The following is a 16,076-nucleotide window of genomic DNA, read 5'->3' on the forward strand; positions in this document are numbered from 1 at the left end:
CGCCGGCGCGACCGGCGCGGGCCGCGCCGGCGTTACCCGCGTCCCCGGTGCAGCCGGTCGCCGCCCCCCAGGATCGCCGCCGCCAGTGCGTCCGCCGCGTCCTGGGCCGCGGGGCGGCGCCGTCCGTGGACGACGACGAAGTCGACCGCGCCCAGCTCCGGAAGTCCCGCCCGCTCGGACATCGGGACCAGGCCGGGCGGGACCAGCCCCCGGGAGTGGGCCATCACGCCGAGGCCCGCGCGGGCCGCCGCGATGAGGCCGCTCAGGCTGCCGCTCGTGCAGACGACGCGCCAGGGGCGGCCCTGGCGTTCCAGCGCCTCCAGGGCGAGGGCGCGCGTGATGCCGGGCGGCGGGTACACGATGAGCGGGACCGGCCGGTCGGGTTCCAGCCGCAGCCGCAGCCGCTCCGCGCCGATCCAGACCAGCTCGTCGTGCCAGACCAGCTCGCCGCGTGGGTCCTCGGGCCGGCACTTCGCCAGCACCAGGTCGAGCTTCCCCGCCGCCAGCCGCTCGTGCAGGGTCCCCGACAGCTCCACCGTCAGTTCCAGGTCGACCTCGGGATGGTCGTGCCGGAAGCCCTCGAGGATCTCCGGCAGCCGGGTCAGCACGAAGTCCTCCGAGGCCCCGAACCGCAGCCGCCCGCGCAGCCGCGTCCCCGTGAAGAACGCGGACGCCTGCTCGTGCACCTCCAGGATCCGCCGCGCGAAGCCCAGCATCGCCTCGCCGTCCTCCGTCAGCTCCACCGAGTGGGTGTCCCGCGAGAAGAGACGGCGTCCCGCGGCGTCCTCCAGACGGCGCACGTGCTGGCTCACGGTCGACTGCCGCAGCCCGAGCCGCCGGGCGGCCCGGGTGAAACTCAGCGTCTGCGCCACGGCCAGGAAGGTACGCAGCTGGGAGGGGTCGTACACGGCCCCCACGTTATCGCAGGACGCGATCACAGTCAGAGTGGTATGACGGATTCCCGATCACTTACCGGGGGAGGACGATGGAGAGGGCACGCCCCGACCAGGACGGACGACGCACCGAACGAAGCAGTGGAGCACCGTGAAACGCCTGCAGTGGCCGAGCTGGATGCCGATCGACCCGTACCTCCTCATGCTGCTCGGGACGGTGGGGCTCGCGGCCCTGTTCCCGGCGCGGGGTACGGCGGCCGACGTGGCGTCGGGTGCGTCCACCGCCGCGATCGCCTTCCTCTTCTTCCTCTACGGGGCGCGGCTGTCCACCCGCGAGGCGATGGACGGCCTGCGCCACTGGCGCCTGCACGTCACCGTGCTGGTCTGCACCTTCGTCGTGTTCCCGCTGTTCGGCACGGCCGCCCGCGGCCTCGTCCCGGTGCTGCTGACCGACCCCCTGTACCAGGGCCTCCTCTTCCTCACCCTCGTCCCGTCGACCGTCCAGTCGTCGATCGCCTTCACGTCCATCGCGCGCGGCAACGTGCCCGCCGCCATCTGCGCGGGCTCCTTCTCCTCGCTCGCGGGCATCGTGGTCACCCCGCTGCTCGCGGCGGCGCTGCTCGGCAGTGGCGGCGGCGGGTTCTCCGCGGACTCCCTCGTCGCGATCGTGCTCCAGCTGCTCGTCCCGTTCCTCGCCGGACAGCTGCTGCGCCGCTGGATCGGCGGGTTCGTCACGCGTCACAAGAAGGTTCTCGGGTACGTCGACCGCGCCTCGATCCTCCTCGTCGTCTACACCGCGTTCAGCGAGGGCATGGTCCAGGGCGTCTGGCACCGGGTCAGCGCCGTCCGGCTCGCCGGACTCCTGGTCGTCGAGGCCGTCCTGCTCGCCCTGATGCTGGCGCTCACCTGGTACGGAGCGAGGGCGCTGCGCTTCAGCCGCGAGGACCGGATCGCGATCCAGTTCGCCGGTTCCAAGAAGTCCCTCGCCTCGGGACTGCCCATGGCGAGCGTCCTCTTCGGGGCGCACGCCTCTCTCGCCGTACTGCCGCTGATGCTCTTCCACCAGATGCAGCTCATGGTCTGCGCGGTGATCGCCAAGCGCCGCTCCCGCGACCCCGAGGCGGTCACGGAGGCGGTCCCAGCCGCAGCGTCACGAATCGCGGCCGGTACAGGGACACGTTCCGGCTCAGGTTCGCCTGCGCCGAAGCCCCCGTCGCGTCCAGCCAGTTGACGTCGTAGCTGAGGACCAGCCGGCCGCCGCCGCTCAGTGCCGGATGCGCCTGCGGGTTGTACGCGGCCACGTCGCCCGCGGGCAGCGACGGGCTGAGGCCGCGCAGGGGCCCGTGCCAGGGTCCCGTCGGCGAGCACGCCCAGTACGACGTGAGAGTCGTCAGGCCCCGTGTGCCGGCGGCCATCGTGAACAGGACGTACGTGCCGCCGTCGCGCACCACCGTGAACGCGCTGCCCACGCCCCTGCGCGTCCCGTCCCCGAGCACCGGCGCCGGGCGGGCCCGCGCCGCCCACCGCGAGCCGTCCCAGTACTCCCAGGCCCCCGGTTCGCCCAGCCCGCCGCGCGGTACGCGGGCGACGTACGCCGTCGAGACCCGGCGCCCGGCGGCCTGAGCGTCGTTGCCGCCGAAGACGTACGTCCAGTCACCGGCGTCCAGCGTCGAGGTCCCGAACAGCACGCGCCGGGCGGCGTCCGCGAGGCCGCGCTGGTCCAGGACCGTCCGGACGCCCTCGAGCCGCAGGCCGGGCAGCGAGAGCGTGGCGACCTCGGTGGCGGTGGGCACCCCGTAGATCCACGGGGCCCGGCCCGCCGTACGGGTCCACAGCAGGACCCGCACGACGCGCTCCGCCGAGCCGGGGGAGCGGGGCTCGACCCGGGCCGCCACCGGCCAGCGCCACTGTCCCGCCCCGGGGTCGGGGAACAGCGGGGCGGGCAGCGTGCGCCGCAACCGGCCCGACGCGGCCATCACCACGGCCGAGTTGCGCACCATCGGCGCCGAGGCGTCGCGCCAGCTGGAGGACTCGCCGACGGGATTGGGCGGTCCGTGCACCGGGCCGAGATAGGTGTCCGAGAACAGCCACAGCACCCGGCCGTCCGGCAGCCGCAGCGAATGGGTTCCGTCACCGCCCGTCCAGTCGTCGGTGCGCACCGGGTCGTTCCCGTACCGGGCGAACTCGTCCGTCAGTCCCCGGTCGGCCTGCCAGGACGTGACCGCGCGTGCCGTGCATGCCCCGCCGCCCTCCCGGTCGCGGTCCGGGAGGGCGGTCAGCAGCACGGCCGCGCAGACGAGGGCCAGCAGGACACCGAGGCCGGTTCCCCTGCGCCGTCGTGCTCGTGCGTCGTCGGACACGGACGGGACGTTAGTGGCCGCCGCTCACCCGGTCCATGGGCAGCCGTACGACGGTGTCCCGGGTCACAGCCGGCTTGCCCGCGCGCACGGCGGCCAGCTCCTCGTCGCTCAACGCCCGGTCGTAGACCCTGACCTCGTCGATCGCACCGGTGAAGTGGGCGCGGCCGTCCGTCCGTTGCCCTACGTGGACTCCGAACGGCGAGTTGCGGCTCACCGATCCCGGGACGTCCGCCGTGCCGAGCGACGCGCCGTCCACGGTGAGCGTGAGCCGCCCGCCACCGCGGCGCAGCGCGACGTGGTGCCACCCGCCGTCGTTGTAGGCGTCCGTGGTCCGCACCGAGGCGGAGGCCGGCGGTGCCGCGCCGTTCCGGGCGGTGATCAGGCCGATGATCCGGTGGGACGCCGGTTCGCCGCGCAGCCACACCTGCGGCTGCGAGGTGCCGATCCCGCCCATCCACAGCAGCGGCTGCTCACCGGTCGTGGCCGTGTAACGGAACCAGAGGGACGCCGTGAAGTCCTTCGTCCCGAGGGGCAGCCGGTCCTGGTGGGGCAGGCGTACGGCGTCGTCGGCGCCGTCGAACGCGAGCGCCCCGCCGAACGCGCCGGTCGTCGTCCGCGCGCCGCCGAGGACCAGGGCCCGCCTCGCGTGCGGGGCGCGGTCGGCCGTCGTGGGGTCGGGGCCGCGGCGCGGGGTCAGCCAGTCCGTGGTGAAACGCGCGAAGCGGATCTCGTCGCGGGCGTCGACCGCTCCGCCCTCGTACAGCAGCCCCACGCCGTCGCGGCCGACGCGCACCAGGTCGGAGTACCCGGACCAGTCGGTGGTGACGACCGTGCCGCGGTCCACGCTCTCCCAGGTGCGTCCGCCGTCGTACGAGGAGCGGATCATCATCGTGCGCCGGCGGTCCGGGTCGCCGGGGCAGGCCAGCAGCAGCCGGTCGCCGACGCGCAGCACGGAGCCCTGGACCTGCGGGGTGTAGAGGTCCGGGAGGTCGCGGAAGGGTGTCACGAAGCTGTCGCCGCCGTCCCGGCTGACGGTCTGGGTGCGGTGGCCGAGGTCGGTGCCGTCCTGTTCGCGCCCGCTGACGAGGAGGGATCCGTCGGCCCGCTCGGTGAGCGTCATCTCCGAGGGCTTCTGGCGGAAGGTGCCGTCGCCCGCGACCGGCCACGAGTCCCTCGCGCCGATGTCCCAGTGGTCGCCGCCGTCGTCGCTGGTGATCAGCGCGGCGTGGTTGGCGGTGACCCGGCCGCCGTTCCACGTCTCGGTGTTGACGGTGAACACCAGGCGCCCGGCGTGCCTGCCCCGGGAGAGCTGGATGCCGTGCACGGGTCCGGTGGCGTACCAGGAGTTCCAGTCGGCGGGCAGGATCTCGTCGCTCAGGTCACGCGGCTGCGACCAGGTGAGGCCGTCGTCGTCGCTGTACTGGAGGTGCGGGGTCCGGTCGCAGGGCACGGAACAGCTCCCGCTGTCGGTGCGGCCCGTGTTGTACGTCTCCGCCAGGAGGATGCGTCCGCTCTCGCGGTCCACGACGGGGGCCGGGTTGCCGTGCGTGTCGCCGCCGCCGTCGTTGACCACGCGCAGCGGGCCCCAGGTGCGTCCGCCGTCCGTGGAGCGCTTGACCACGATGTCTATGTCGGCCGCGTCGCCGCAGTTGAGGACCCGCCCCTCGGCGAAGGCCAGCAGGGTGCCCTCGGTCGTCCGCACGACGGCCGGGATGCGGAAGCAGGCGTAGCCGGGATCCTGGGAGGCCCTGAAGAGGACCTGCTGCTCGAACTCATGTGCCGGGGGGAGCGGTTCGGCCCCGGCGGGAGCCGGTAACGCCAGCAGCGCGGCGGCTGTGAGGACGGCTGTCAGGGTGGATCTCAGACGTGCGCGGAGACTTGACGGCATGGTGCGGCCCTGCCCTTCAGGCGTCTGGACAATCTGGACATCCCACGTCCAACGTTCGCGGCATCGACGCTACTTGGGCGCTCGTACGCCCCACAAGGACCGTGCGGCGGGCGATCGGCGCGGCGTGGGGCCGCGCCGCGACCGATTCGCGGCCCCCCGGGGCCGGGCGGCGCACCCGGCACCGCGGAGCGGGAGCGCCGTGGACCACGCCCGGACGGCCGCCGCCGAACGGGATCAGTTCACGCGCCCGTCGATCCCGATTTCCGGTACGGACCGCGGGGGCGGGCTAACGTTCCGTCATGACCGCACCTGAAGCCGAGCCCCGGCTCGCCCTCGACCCCGCACGCACCGCGCTGGTGCTCGTCGACCTGATGGACCGGATCGTCGGCCTGCCCCTGGAGCCCCGCAAGGGCCCCGAAGTCCTCTCCGCGGCCCGGCGGGTGGCCGACGCCTTCCGGGCCGTCGGCGCGCCGGTCGTGCTCGTCCGGGTCGAACGGCCGGGCGTTCCCGAGCACCGCCCGGCAGCGGTCTGGTCACCGGGCTCGCCGTCGACGGAGACATCGAGATCGTGAAGCGGACGATCGGCGGATTCCAGGGCACGGGACTGGACGAGCGGCTGCGCGAGCGCGGCGTCAGCACCGTGGTGTTCGGCGGCGTCGCCACCAACCTCGGGGTCGAGTCCACGGCCCGTGCGGCCGGTGACCTCGGCTACGACCTGGTCTTCGTCGAGGACGCCATGGCCGCTCTCACGGGCCCCGAGCACGCGGCCTCGGTCACCTTGGACTTCCCGCGCCTGGGCACGGTCGTGCACTCCTCCGAGGTGCATTTCACCGCACGCTGAGCCCGCGTTCCCCGCCAGGCCGGCGGGCGGGCGGAGGCGGGCCCCTGCGGCGCGGGGGGCGTTCCCCGCCGGCCGGGGGACCGCCGCCGGGTCGCGGGGGCGCCGGTCAGCCCTGGGCGGCCGCGGCCCGCAGGGCGATACGGTGCTCGCCCGCGTACACGTTCATGGAGGCGCCGCGCAGGAATCCCACCAGCGTCAGTCCCGTCTCGGCGGCGAGGTCCACCGCCAGGGACGAGGGCGCCGAGACCGCCGCCAGTACGGGGATGCCGGCCATCACCGCCTTCTGCGCCAGTTCGAAGGAGGCCCGGCCGGAGACCAGCAGTACGGAGCGGGACAGCGGCAGCGAGCCGTCCTGAAGGGCCCGTCCCACCAGCTTGTCGACGGCGTTGTGCCGGCCCACGTCCTCCCGGACGTCGAGGAGTTCGCCGCTCTCGTCGAACAGCGCCGCCGCGTGCAGGCCCCCGGTCCGGTCGAAGACCCGCTGCGCCTCGCGGAGCCGGTCGGGGAGGCCCGCGAGCAGCTCGGGCGTCAGCCGCACCGGGGGAATGTCGTCGATCGTCCAGCGGGCCGTCGTACGCACCGCGTCCAGGCTCGCCTTGCCGCACAGACCGCACGAGGACGTCGTGTACACGTTGCGTTCCAGTGTGATGTCCGGGATCGCCACGCCGGGAGCGGTCCGCACGTCGACGACGTTGTACGTGTTCGAGCCGTCCACGGTCGCGCCGGCGCAGTAGACGATGCTCTGGAGCTCGTCGGCGGCGCCCAGCACCCCCTCGCTGACGAGGAACCCGGCCGCCAGCGCGAAGTCGTCGCCGGGGGTGCGCATGGTGATGGCGAGCGGCTTGCCGTTGAGCCGGATCTCCAGGGGCTCCTCGGCGACGAGCGTGTCGGGGCGGGTGCTGACGGCCCCGTCCCGGATACGGATCACCTTGCGTCGTTCCGTGACTCGTCCCATGTCCTGATCAGCCCCGGTTCTGTACGTGCTGGCGGCCGGGAACGGCCCTTGCTGCGGAGTAGCCGCGGTCACCGGTCGTCGTACGGACAGGTGACTTCACCGTCTCATTGTCGGGCACGGGCGGACGCCCCGGCGGCCCGCTCGGCCGCGCTCGCGGGGCGCGGGACGATCCGGTGCACTTAGAGTTTTTTATGACGTTATGCCGGATAGGTAACCGGTAACCGCACAGTGAAGTGGAGGGCGGAGATGATCACGCGAGAGCAGATCCCGGCGGTGCTGGATCATCCGGTCCACGACGTCGAGGGCAACAAGATCGGCGACGCCAAGCACATCTTCCTCGACGATGCGACCGGTCGGCCGGAGTGGGTGAGCGTCAAGACGGGCCTGTTCGGCACCAGCGAGTCCTTCGTGCCCGTCCAGGACGCCTCGATGGTCGCGGGGCACCTGGAAGTGCCGTATCCCAAGGACATGGTCAAGGACGCGCCCCATGTCGACGTCGGCGCGGGTGGTCACCTGTCCGTACCGGAGGAACACCAGCTGTACGAGTACTACGGCATTGCCTGGGACGCCGCCTGGCAGCAGACCGGCCCGGCAGGTGAAGGCGGCTGGGCTCGCGCCGGAGCCACGGAGTCTCCCGACACCGCCGCGACCGGCACCCCGGAGAGCCGCTACGAGGACACGACCGCTTCCGGCATCGCCCGGAGCGGCGAGGAGCGCCCGGACCTCGCCACCTCGCAGAGCGATTACGACAACACCACCGCGTCGGGCATCGCCCGCAGCGGCAATGAGCACGAGGAGGGCACCGTCTCCGCCGACTCCGACAGCCGTGGGGAGGCGTCGCCGGGCGTCGACGAGCCGGTGCGCGGCACCGGACGCGGAGAAGCCGGCCGAGCCAGGCTGCGCCAGTACACCGCCCCCGACGAACAGCAGCGCCGTTCCGATACGCCGTGAAGCCACCCACCCGACGGGGGAGCCTCCCGGCTCCGTGACACTCCTGGAGCGCCCGCCCCGCGCCGGCCGGCCGGGCCAGGTCAGGGCACCTCTTCCAGCAGCTGTTCGGTCCAGATGGTCTTGCCCGCGACGGTGTACCGGCTGCCCCAGCGATGGGTCAGTTGCGCCACCAGGAACAGACCACGGCCGCCTTCGTCCGTCCACCGGGCCCGTCGCAGGTGCGGCTGCGTCTGGCTGGGATCGGAGACCTCGCAGATCAGCCGGTGATCCCGGATCAGCCGCAGGCCCACCGGGGCGCCGCCGTAGCGGATGGCGTTGGTGACCAGCTCGCTGACGATCAGCTCCGTGGTGAACACGAGATGTTCCAGCCCCCAGGAAGCCAGCTGGTCGGCGACCCGGCGGCGCACGCCGGCGACCGCGCTGGGGTCCGCGGCCAGCTCCCAGGTGGCGGTGGCGTCTTCGGGGAGCCGGCGCACCCGGGCCACCAGGAGTGCCAGGTCGTCGTCCAGGGGCTCCTGGAGGAGTTCCTCCAGGATGCGGCCCCCGATCTCGGTGACCGGGCGGCCGCCTTCGGTGCCCTCACGCGTGCCCTCCCGCACCAGAGCCAGCCCGCGCCGGGTGTGGAACGGATCGCGCGCCGGCGCGCCGGTGTAGAAGGACAGCACGTCACCGGAGCCCAGTTGCAGCTCGGTGGTCTCGAAGGGCTCCGCCCCCTTGCCCAGGGGCAGCCCCGGACGCAGAGGCACCTGGTCGGCCCCGGCTCCGCCTCGCGCGGCCAGCACCGGCCCCGGATGCCCCGCACTGGCCAGTACGCACTGGCAGGTGACCGGGTCGTACACGGCGTACAGGCACGTCGCGCCGTGCACGCTGCCGACAGGGACGACCTCTCGGTGCTCCTCGTCCTCGGCGAACCGGATCACCAGGTCGTTCAGGTGGGACAGCAATTCGTCGGGACTGAGATCAAGGTCCGTCAGGGTCTGCACCGCCGCCCGCAGCCGGCCCATCGCCGCCGTGGCGTTCATCCCCTGCCCGCCCGCATTGCCCACGACGAAGCCCACCCGGCTCGAGGACAGGGCGATGACGTCGTACCAGCTGCCGCCGACACCCGTCACCGCACGCGCGGGCAGGTGGGCACCGAACGTCTTCGCAGCCTCGACCTCCACCACCGGCCGTGGCAGCAGACCCCGCTGCAGTGCTTCCGCGGTGCGGCGTTCGAGGCTGTAGCGCCGAGCGTTGTCGAGGCTCAGCGAGGCCCGGGTGCCGATCTCGTCCGCGAGAGTCACGTCCGCCGGGTCGAAGGGGCCCCGTTCCCCGGTTCGCCAGAGTCCCACCGCCCCCAGTACCCCTCCCCGGACCAGGAGCGGCAGCACCATGAGCGACGTGGCACCCGGGGGCAGCATCAGCGCCGTTCTTTCCGCGTCGTCCTTGAGCGCCGCCCGGGCCAGGCGCAGATCCGGCAGCACGCCCGGGGTGCCCTTGCGCAGGTGCTCGGCTTCTTCGGGGCCGATCCGGAAATTCGCGCCGACAGCGTGGCTCTCCGGAGGCCAGCGTCCACCGGCCGCCGCCGCCGCGATCCGTCGCATCGGCGTGCCGGCAGGGAAGGACAGGGGCTCCTCGCCGAGCAACACGCTCTCGGTCAGGTCCACCGCCCCCAGGTCGGCGAAGGCCGGGACGAGGACGTCCAGCAACTGCTCGGCATTGCGGGTGATGTCCAGGGAGCCGCCGATGCGGGTCGCCGCGTCATGGAGCAGCTCCAGCCGTTCGAGTGCGCGTGGATCCGTGGCCAGCACCTGTTCCGCGGTGGGCACCGGACGTCGTACCGTCTGCGGCCCGGAGTCCGGGGACTCCGCCCGGATCAGCCGCATGAGGAAACGGCCCTCCGCTCCCTCCGCGAGCACCGACACCGCCGCCACCGCCGCGAAAGGAGCACCGCGGACGGTGTGCAGGCCGGCCCGCGCGCTCAGCATGATCCCGCCCAGAGCGCCGCCGACGAGCTCGGCCCACACGGATGGATCGTCGAAGAGGGCCGAGATCTCCATGCCGCGGATCTCGTCGACGGATCCCTCGAACAGCCGCAGAGCGGGGGGTGTGCAGGTGAGGACCGCTCCCCTGGCATCCAGCACCAGGACGGCCGGTTCCCGGGCCAGGACTTCGGCCACGGAGGGGAGCTCGTCAGGCACGGTGCATCACTCCAGCGGGGTGGACGGCAACCCTTCGCCCCTTCCTCATGGTCACCCACCACCGCACCGAACGCGCGACGGCCCGCCGCCCCGGCACCCCGCCGGGGAAGGCCGGTCGCGACCGCACTTCGACTGTGCGGCCGCCGCTCGCGGCGAGCAGTGCGCCTGACCGCCGGCGGATCGTCGCCCCGGGCCGGGATCCGGGCGTGAGCACCGCTCCGCCACGGTCTCCACGAGCTCGTACCGAGGGCCGGGCGCCGTTCACCGGGTGAGGGCCGGGCCTGCGTGTGTAAGGGGTCCGGCCGTCCGGCGGCCTGACAGAAGCCGACAAGCCTGGCGCCCCATTCCTGTGGCATCACCTGCCGTCGTACCCGTGAGTCACTGATCAGACTGGTGGATCCCGCTACCCAAGGCAACGAGGGGGACCACCCATGAACGGCTCACGGATCACCGCCGTCGGTCACTACCAGCCCGCCCGGGTTCTCACCAACGAGGACCTGGCAGGCCTGGTCGACACGAGCGACGAGTGGATCAGGAGCCGCGTCGGCATCCGCACCCGCCACATCGCCGGGCCCGACGAGCCGGTCGACGAGCTGGCCGGCCACGCCGCCGCCAAGGCGCTCGCCGCGGCGGGTCTCACCCCCGCCGACATCGACCTGGTGCTCGTCGCCACCTCCACGGCCATCGACCGCTCCCCGAACATGGCCGCGCGGGTCGCCGCCCGCCTCGGCATCCCGTCCCCGGCGGTGCTGGACCTCAACGTCGTCTGCGCCGGGTTCACGCACGCCCTGGCCACCGCCGACCACTCGGTGCGGGCCGGGGCGGCCACCCGGGCCCTGGTCATCGGCGCCGACAAGATGTCCGAGGTGACGGACTGGACCGACCGCACGACGTCCGTCCTGGTCGGCGACGGGGCGGGGGCCGTCGTGCTCGAAGCGTCCGACGACCCCGGCGTCGGCCCGGTGCTGTGGGGGTCGGTCCCGGAGATGGGGCACGCCGTCCGCATCGAGGGCACGCCGGCGCGGTTCGCCCAGGAGGGGCAGAGCGTGTACCGGTGGGCGACCACCAAGCTCCCGGCGATCGCCCGCCGGGCCGTCGAACGCGCCGGGCTCACCCCGGAGGACCTCGCCGCGGTCGTCCTGCACCAGGCGAACCTGCGGATCATCGAGCCGCTGGCCGCGAAGATCGGTGCGGTGAACGCGGTGGTCGCCCGTGACGTCGTCCACTCCGGGAACACCTCGGCGGCCAGCATCCCGCTCGCCTTCTCCAAGCTCGTGGAACGCGGGGAGATCTCCACGGGTGACCCCGTGCTGCTGTTCGGCTTCGGCGGGAACCTCTCGTACGCGGGGCAGGTCGTCCGCTGCCCGTGAGGGCCCCGGGGAAGCCTTCGTCGGAGCGGTGTGACGAACGCGCCCCCGTCTCTTCCGGCGACGGTGCGCCGAAGGCCGTAGGTGTGGAAGCGGGCGTTCAGGGCGACGGCGGCGTCCATGTCGTCCGCGGCGACCGCCCGCTCGCCCTCCGCGCACAGCTCCTCGATCGGCGATGCCCGCGGCGCCCGCCGCCGTGGCGGCGAGCCGGGCCGCCTCGGCCTCCAGAAGCCACGGTGACGGAACTCGCCGGCAACACGGTCCTCGCGGAACTCGCCGCGCGGGTCGAGCGGCGCGTCCGCTGGTACTGCACCCCGGTCGCCCGGCAGCGCGGTCACCAGTCCCGGCGGGAGCACCGCGAGCTGATCGCCGCGATCGCGGACCACGACGAACAGCGCGCCGCGACGGTGTCCCGCGCCCACGCGGGACACACGCGCAGGACGTACCACGAGCGCGAGCGGTGGACCGCGGGGTCCGCGCCCCGGTCCAGGTGGGCCCGGGCGGGGTCCGCGCCCCGGTCCAGGTGGGCCCGTCAGGACGAACCGCCGGTCACAGCCGGCCCCCGGTCGACAGGCCCGAGGTAGCCGCCGAACCGCAGCGCCCCGCACATCTTTGTCCTGTGAGTGGCGAAAGTCTGTGGCAATTCGTGCATGACTTCTTCCCACTCCCGGCACCCGCTGCTACGTTCACCTCGAAAGCCCGACGGACAGGGCCGGTTGAGGCGGGGAGGGGCATGTGAGACGCATGACGGCTCGACCCGCGAACGCGCACCAGGCGCGGCTGCTGCGCCTGCTGCGGGACGGCGGCCCCAACTCCCGTGCGCAGCTGGGCGACCAGATCGACCTCTCCCGGTCGAAGCTGGCCGTCGAGGTGGAACGGCTCCTGGAGACCGGGCTCGTGGTCGCCGACGGACTCGCGGCGTCCCGCGGCGGCCGCCGCTCCCACAACATCCGGCTCGCACCCGCACTGCGCTTCCTCGGTGTCGACATCGGGGCGACCTCGATCGACGTGGCCGTCACCAACGCCGAGCTGGAGGTCCTCGGACACATCAACCAGCCCATGGACGTACGCGAGGGCCCCGTCGCGGTCTTCGAGCAAGTCCTCGCCATGGCGGCCAAGTTGAGGACGTCCGGACTCGCGGAGGGCTTCGACGGCGCCGGCATCGGAGTGCCGGGGCCGGTCCGCTTCCCCGAGGGCGTCCCCGTCGCCCCGCCGATCATGCCCGGCTGGGACGGCTTCCCGGTCCGCGAGGCGCTCAGCCAGGACCTCGGCTGCCCGGTCATGGTCGACAACGACGTGAACCTGATGGCCATGGGGGAACAGCACGCGGGCGTCGCACGCTCCGTGGGCGACTTCCTCTGCGTCAAGATCGGTACCGGCATCGGCTGCGGGATCGTCGTCGGCGGCGAGGTGTACCGCGGTACCACGGGCAGCGCGGGGGACATCGGGCACATCCAGGCCGTCCCCGACGGCCGCCCGTGCGCGTGCGGGAACCGCGGCTGCCTGGAGGCCCACTTCAGCGGCGCCGCGCTCGCCCGCGACGCGACGGAGGCGGCGCGGCAGGGACTGTCGCACGAGCTCGCGGCGCGACTGGACGCTGCGGGCGCGCTCAGCGCCGTCGACGTCGCCGCGGCGGCCGCCGCGGGCGACGCGACGTCCCTCGACCTCATCCGTGAGGGCGGCAACCGGACCGGCCAGGTCCTCGCCACCCTGGTCAGCTTCTTCAACCCGGGTCTGGTGGTGATCGGCGGCGGAGTGACCGGCCTCGGCCACACCCTGCTCGCCGCGATCCGCACCCAGGTCTACCGCCAGTCGCTGCCCCTGGCGACCGGCAACCTCCCCATCGTGCTGGGCGAGTTGGGACCCACCGCCGGAGTGATCGGCGCGGCCCGGCTCATCAGCGACCACCTCTTCTCACCCGCGTAGACCCGGGGCCGCGAGGCCCCGGAACACCTCACCCGCACGCCCCGCTGCTTCGCCCTGCCCTGAACACGCCTGCCCCGAAACCGACTTCGGCGCAAGCGCCCTGCCCTGCAACCGGCCCGCACGCCCGCCTAGGGGAACGTCATGGCACCAGAACCACCGCTGCTCACCATGTCCGGCATCACCAAGTCGTTCCCCGGAGTCCGCGCCCTGGACGGCGTCGACCTCGAAGTCCAGGCCGGCGAAGTGCACTGCCTGCTGGGCCAGAACGGGGCCGGCAAGTCCACCCTCATCAAGATCCTGGCCGGCGCGCACCAGCCCGACGGCGGCACGATCGGCTGGCGCGGCGAAAGGGTCGTGCTCCGGTCGCCGATCGCCGCCATGCGTCTGGGCATCGCCACCATCTACCAGGAACTCGATCTGGTGGAAGGCCTGTCGGTGGCCGAGAACGTCCACCTCGGGCACGAACCCACGGCCGCCGGATTCGTCGTACGAGGCAAGGCGGCCCGGGACTCGACCACCGCACTGCTGCGCCGTCTCGGGCATCCGGAGATCGACCCCGCACGGCTGGTCGGTGACCTGTCGGCGGCCCAGCAGCAGATCGTCTCCATGGCCCGGGCACTCTCCCACGACGTACGCCTCATCGTCATGGACGAACCGTCCGCCGCCCTCGACCCCGACGAGGTGGACAACCTCTTCCGCATCGTCGGCGACCTCACCGCTGACGGAGTCGCCGTCGTCCACATCTCCCACCGTCTGGAGGAGATCCGCCGGGTCGGGGACCGCGTGACCGTGCTCAAGGACGGACGCGCGGTCGCGGTCGGACTCCCCGCGAAGTCCACGCCGACGCGCGAGGTGGTGGCGCTGATGACGGGACGCGACGTCGAGTACGTCTTCCCGGACCGGCCCGCGCGGCAACCGTCGGGAGACCCGGTACTGACCGTCCAAGGCCTCGCCAGGGACGGCGAGTTCGCGCCGCTCGACCTGGAGCTGCGCCCCGGCGAGATCGTCGGCCTCGCGGGACTCGTCGGGTCCGGCCGCACCGAGATCCTGGAGACCGTCTACGGAGCGCGGAAGCCGAGCGCCGGCCGCGTCCTCGTGGACGGACGCCCCTTGCGGCCCGGCAGCGTACGCGCCGCCGTCCGCGCCGGACTCGGGCTCGCCCCCGAGGAACGCAAGGCCCAGGCCCTGCTGATGCTGGAGTCCGTCACCCGCAACGTGTCCGTCTCCTCCATGTCCCGCTTCTCCCGCGGAGGCTGGGTCGACCGGCGGGCGGAACTCGGCGCGGCACGCGCCGCCACCCGGGAGTTGTCGCTGCGCCCCGACAACCCCTCCGTGCCGGTGCGTACCCTCTCCGGCGGCAACCAGCAGAAGGCCGTCCTCGCGCGCTGGCTGCTGCACGGCTGCCGGGTGCTGCTGCTCGACGAGCCCACCCGCGGCGTCGACGTCGGAGCGCGCGCCGAGCTGTACGCGGTCGTCCGCCGGCTCGCCGACGAGGGCCTCGCCGTCCTGCTGGTCTCCAGCGAAGTGCCCGAGGTGCTCGGGCTCGCCGACCGTGTACTCGTACTGCGCGAAGGCCGGGTCGTCCACACGGCACCCGCCCGCGAACTCGACGAACACCGTGTCCTGGACCTCGTCATGGAAGGCGGGCCGGTGGCCGGTGAAGGGAGCCCGGTGTCATGACGCAGCCCGTATCCCCGCCCAGGGGGGACACCCGCACAGCGGCGCCGGCCGAGGAACACCCGCCGTGGCGGACGTTCACGGCCAGGGTCGACCTGCGCACCCTCTCGCTCCTCGGGGTCCTCGCCGCGCTGATCGTCATCGGAGGCATCACCAGGCCCGACGAGTTCCTCGACACCCGCAACCTCCAACTCGTCCTCACGCAGGCCTCGGTGATCGGTGTCGTCACGGTCGGCATGACCCTCGTCATCACCTCCGGCGGCATCGACCTGTCGGTCGGCGCGATCGTCGCGCTCGCCTCGGTGTGGGCGACGACGGTCGCCACCCAGGAGTACGGCTTCGCCGGCATCCTCTTCACCGCGGTGATCGTCGGAGCCGGCTGCGGCCTGGTCAACGGCCTCCTCATCGCCTACGGGGCGCTGGTCCCGTTCATCGCCACGCTCGCCATGCTGGCCTCCGCCCGCGGTCTCGCCCTCCAGCTCACCGACGGCAGGACGCAGATCGTCACCGTGGACGGCGTGCTGAGACTCGGCGAACGCGACGCGTACGTGCTGGGCGTTCCACCGCTCGTCCTCGTCTTCGCCGTCGTCACCGTCGTCGGCTGGCTGCTCCTCAACCGCACCACGTTCGGGCGCCGCACGCTCGCCGTCGGCGGCAACGCCGAGGCGGCACGGCTCGCGGGCATCGACGTACGGCGGCAGCGCCTGTACCTGTACCTGCTCTCCGGACTGTGCTGCGGCATCGCCGCGTTCCTGCTGATCGTCCTGTCCGGCTCGGGCCAGAACACCAACGGCAACCTGTACGAACTCGACGCCATCGCAGCCGCGATCATCGGCGGCACGCTGCTCAGCGGCGGCCGCGGCACCATCACCGGCTCGGTGCTCGGCGTCCTGATCTTCACGACGATCACCAACATCTTCGCGCTCAACAACCTGCAGACCGACGTCCAGCAGATCGCCAAGGGCGCGATCATCGTCGCCGCCGTGCTCGTCCAGCGCCGCACCGCGTACACCACCTGAGCCGCACCGTACGGAAGGG

At 73.0% G+C, this 16,076-nt stretch carries 11 protein-coding genes and 3 pseudogenes; 8 read left to right on the forward strand and 6 right to left on the reverse strand.

The features are described from left to right. Positions 1–32: 32 nt before the first annotated feature. Positions 33–908: a LysR substrate-binding domain-containing protein gene (locus ACFYP4_RS04025; RefSeq protein WP_388782563.1), complete on the reverse strand. Its 876-nt coding sequence runs from the start codon at positions 906–908 to the stop codon at positions 33–35. A gap of 163 nt (positions 909–1,071) precedes the next feature. Between ACFYP4_RS04025 and ACFYP4_RS04030 the strand changes: the two genes are divergently transcribed. Then, positions 1,072–2,124 carry a bile acid:sodium symporter family protein gene (locus ACFYP4_RS04030; protein WP_388782715.1) on the forward strand — a complete coding sequence of 351 codons (1,053 nt, stop codon included), beginning with the start codon at positions 1,072–1,074 and terminating at the stop codon, positions 2,122–2,124. On the opposite strand, the gene ACFYP4_RS04035 is transcribed toward ACFYP4_RS04030, so the two are convergent. Both ACFYP4_RS04035 and ACFYP4_RS04040 read right to left on the reverse strand, forming a co-directional pair. Further along, positions 2,018–3,253 (reverse strand): hypothetical protein, encoded by a 1,236-nt coding sequence (locus ACFYP4_RS04035; RefSeq protein ID WP_388782566.1) that lies wholly within the window; start codon positions 3,251–3,253, stop codon positions 2,018–2,020. The two genes, ACFYP4_RS04030 and ACFYP4_RS04035, sit on opposite strands and share 107 nt — an antisense overlap. Positions 3,254–3,263: 10 nt before the next feature. Further along, positions 3,264–5,141, reverse strand: a complete 1,878-nt coding sequence (locus tag ACFYP4_RS04040) for an exo-alpha-sialidase (RefSeq protein WP_388782569.1) — start codon at positions 5,139–5,141, stop codon at positions 3,264–3,266. A gap of 299 nt (positions 5,142–5,440) precedes the next feature. Between ACFYP4_RS04040 and ACFYP4_RS04045 the strand changes: the two are divergent. Then, positions 5,441–5,982, forward strand: a pseudogene (locus ACFYP4_RS04045) (isochorismatase family protein). A 106-nt stretch (positions 5,983–6,088) separates the two neighbouring features. Here ACFYP4_RS04045 and fdhD read toward each other — a convergent pair. Then, a complete protein-coding gene (gene fdhD / locus ACFYP4_RS04050; protein ID WP_358853027.1) occupies positions 6,089–6,937 on the reverse strand; it encodes a formate dehydrogenase accessory sulfurtransferase FdhD in 849 nt (282 codons plus the stop codon). A 246-nt stretch (positions 6,938–7,183) separates the two neighbouring features. On the opposite strand from fdhD, the gene ACFYP4_RS04055 reads away from it, so the two are divergent. Continuing rightward, positions 7,184–7,888: a PRC-barrel domain-containing protein gene (locus ACFYP4_RS04055; RefSeq protein WP_388782572.1), complete on the forward strand. Its 705-nt coding sequence runs from the start codon at positions 7,184–7,186 to the stop codon at positions 7,886–7,888. A gap of 80 nt (positions 7,889–7,968) precedes the next feature. Here the strand turns inward: ACFYP4_RS04055 and ACFYP4_RS04060 are convergent, their stop codons facing one another. Continuing rightward, positions 7,969–10,068, reverse strand: a complete 2,100-nt coding sequence (locus ACFYP4_RS04060; RefSeq protein WP_388782575.1) for a SpoIIE family protein phosphatase — start codon at positions 10,066–10,068, stop codon at positions 7,969–7,971. Positions 10,069–10,499: 431 nt separating this feature from the next. On the opposite strand from ACFYP4_RS04060, the gene ACFYP4_RS04065 reads away from it, so the two are divergent. Beyond that, positions 10,500–11,438, forward strand: a complete 939-nt coding sequence (locus ACFYP4_RS04065; protein WP_358853024.1) for a beta-ketoacyl-ACP synthase III — start codon at positions 10,500–10,502, stop codon at positions 11,436–11,438. An 83-nt stretch (positions 11,439–11,521) separates the two neighbouring features. Here ACFYP4_RS04065 and ACFYP4_RS04070 read toward each other — a convergent pair. Then, positions 11,522–11,666, reverse strand: a pseudogene (locus ACFYP4_RS04070) (FCD domain-containing protein); the annotation flags it as partial. On the opposite strand from ACFYP4_RS04070, the pseudogene ACFYP4_RS04075 reads away from it, so the two are divergent. The 4 genes and pseudogenes from ACFYP4_RS04075 to ACFYP4_RS04090 all read left to right on the forward strand — a co-directional run. Then, positions 11,666–11,896 (forward strand): annotated as a pseudogene (locus ACFYP4_RS04075) (FCD domain-containing protein); the annotation flags it as partial. The pseudogenes ACFYP4_RS04070 and ACFYP4_RS04075 overlap by 1 nt on opposite strands. A gap of 283 nt (positions 11,897–12,179) precedes the next feature. After that, positions 12,180–13,361: an ROK family transcriptional regulator gene (locus ACFYP4_RS04080; RefSeq protein WP_358853023.1), complete on the forward strand. Its 1,182-nt coding sequence runs from the start codon at positions 12,180–12,182 to the stop codon at positions 13,359–13,361. 141 nt (positions 13,362–13,502) lie between these two features. Next, positions 13,503–15,041, forward strand: a complete 1,539-nt coding sequence (locus tag ACFYP4_RS04085; RefSeq protein ID WP_388782580.1) for a sugar ABC transporter ATP-binding protein — start codon at positions 13,503–13,505, stop codon at positions 15,039–15,041. Then, positions 15,038–16,057, forward strand: coding sequence for an ABC transporter permease (locus tag ACFYP4_RS04090; protein ID WP_388782583.1), 1,020 nt, complete (start codon positions 15,038–15,040; stop codon positions 16,055–16,057). Before ACFYP4_RS04085 ends, ACFYP4_RS04090 begins: the two co-directional genes overlap by 4 nt. The last annotated feature ends 19 nt before the right edge of the window (positions 16,058–16,076 follow it).

Origin of the sequence: Streptomyces sp. NPDC005551 (assembly GCF_042871785.1) — a bacterium.
Lineage (GTDB): Bacteria > Actinomycetota > Actinomycetes > Streptomycetales > Streptomycetaceae > Streptomyces.

What these genes read in the sequence shown, in the direction of transcription:
- ACFYP4_RS04090 (WP_388782583.1), top strand. Translation starts at nt 15,038, where the DNA reads ATGACGCAGCCCGTATCCCCGCCCAGGGGGGACACCCGCACAGCGGCG.
- ACFYP4_RS04085 (WP_388782580.1), top strand. Translation starts at nt 13,503, where the DNA reads ATGGCACCAGAACCACCGCTGCTCACCATGTCCGGCATCACCAAGTCG.
- ACFYP4_RS04030 (WP_388782715.1), top strand. Translation starts at nt 1,072, where the DNA reads ATGCCGATCGACCCGTACCTCCTCATGCTGCTCGGGACGGTGGGGCTC.
- ACFYP4_RS04055 (WP_388782572.1), top strand. Translation starts at nt 7,184, where the DNA reads ATGATCACGCGAGAGCAGATCCCGGCGGTGCTGGATCATCCGGTCCAC.
- ACFYP4_RS04040 (WP_388782569.1), bottom strand. Translation starts at nt 5,141, where the DNA reads ATGCCGTCAAGTCTCCGCGCACGTCTGAGATCCACCCTGACAGCCGTC.
- fdhD (WP_358853027.1), bottom strand. Translation starts at nt 6,937, where the DNA reads ATGGGACGAGTCACGGAACGACGCAAGGTGATCCGTATCCGGGACGGG.
- ACFYP4_RS04080 (WP_358853023.1), top strand. Translation starts at nt 12,180, where the DNA reads ATGACGGCTCGACCCGCGAACGCGCACCAGGCGCGGCTGCTGCGCCTG.
- ACFYP4_RS04065 (WP_358853024.1), top strand. Translation starts at nt 10,500, where the DNA reads ATGAACGGCTCACGGATCACCGCCGTCGGTCACTACCAGCCCGCCCGG.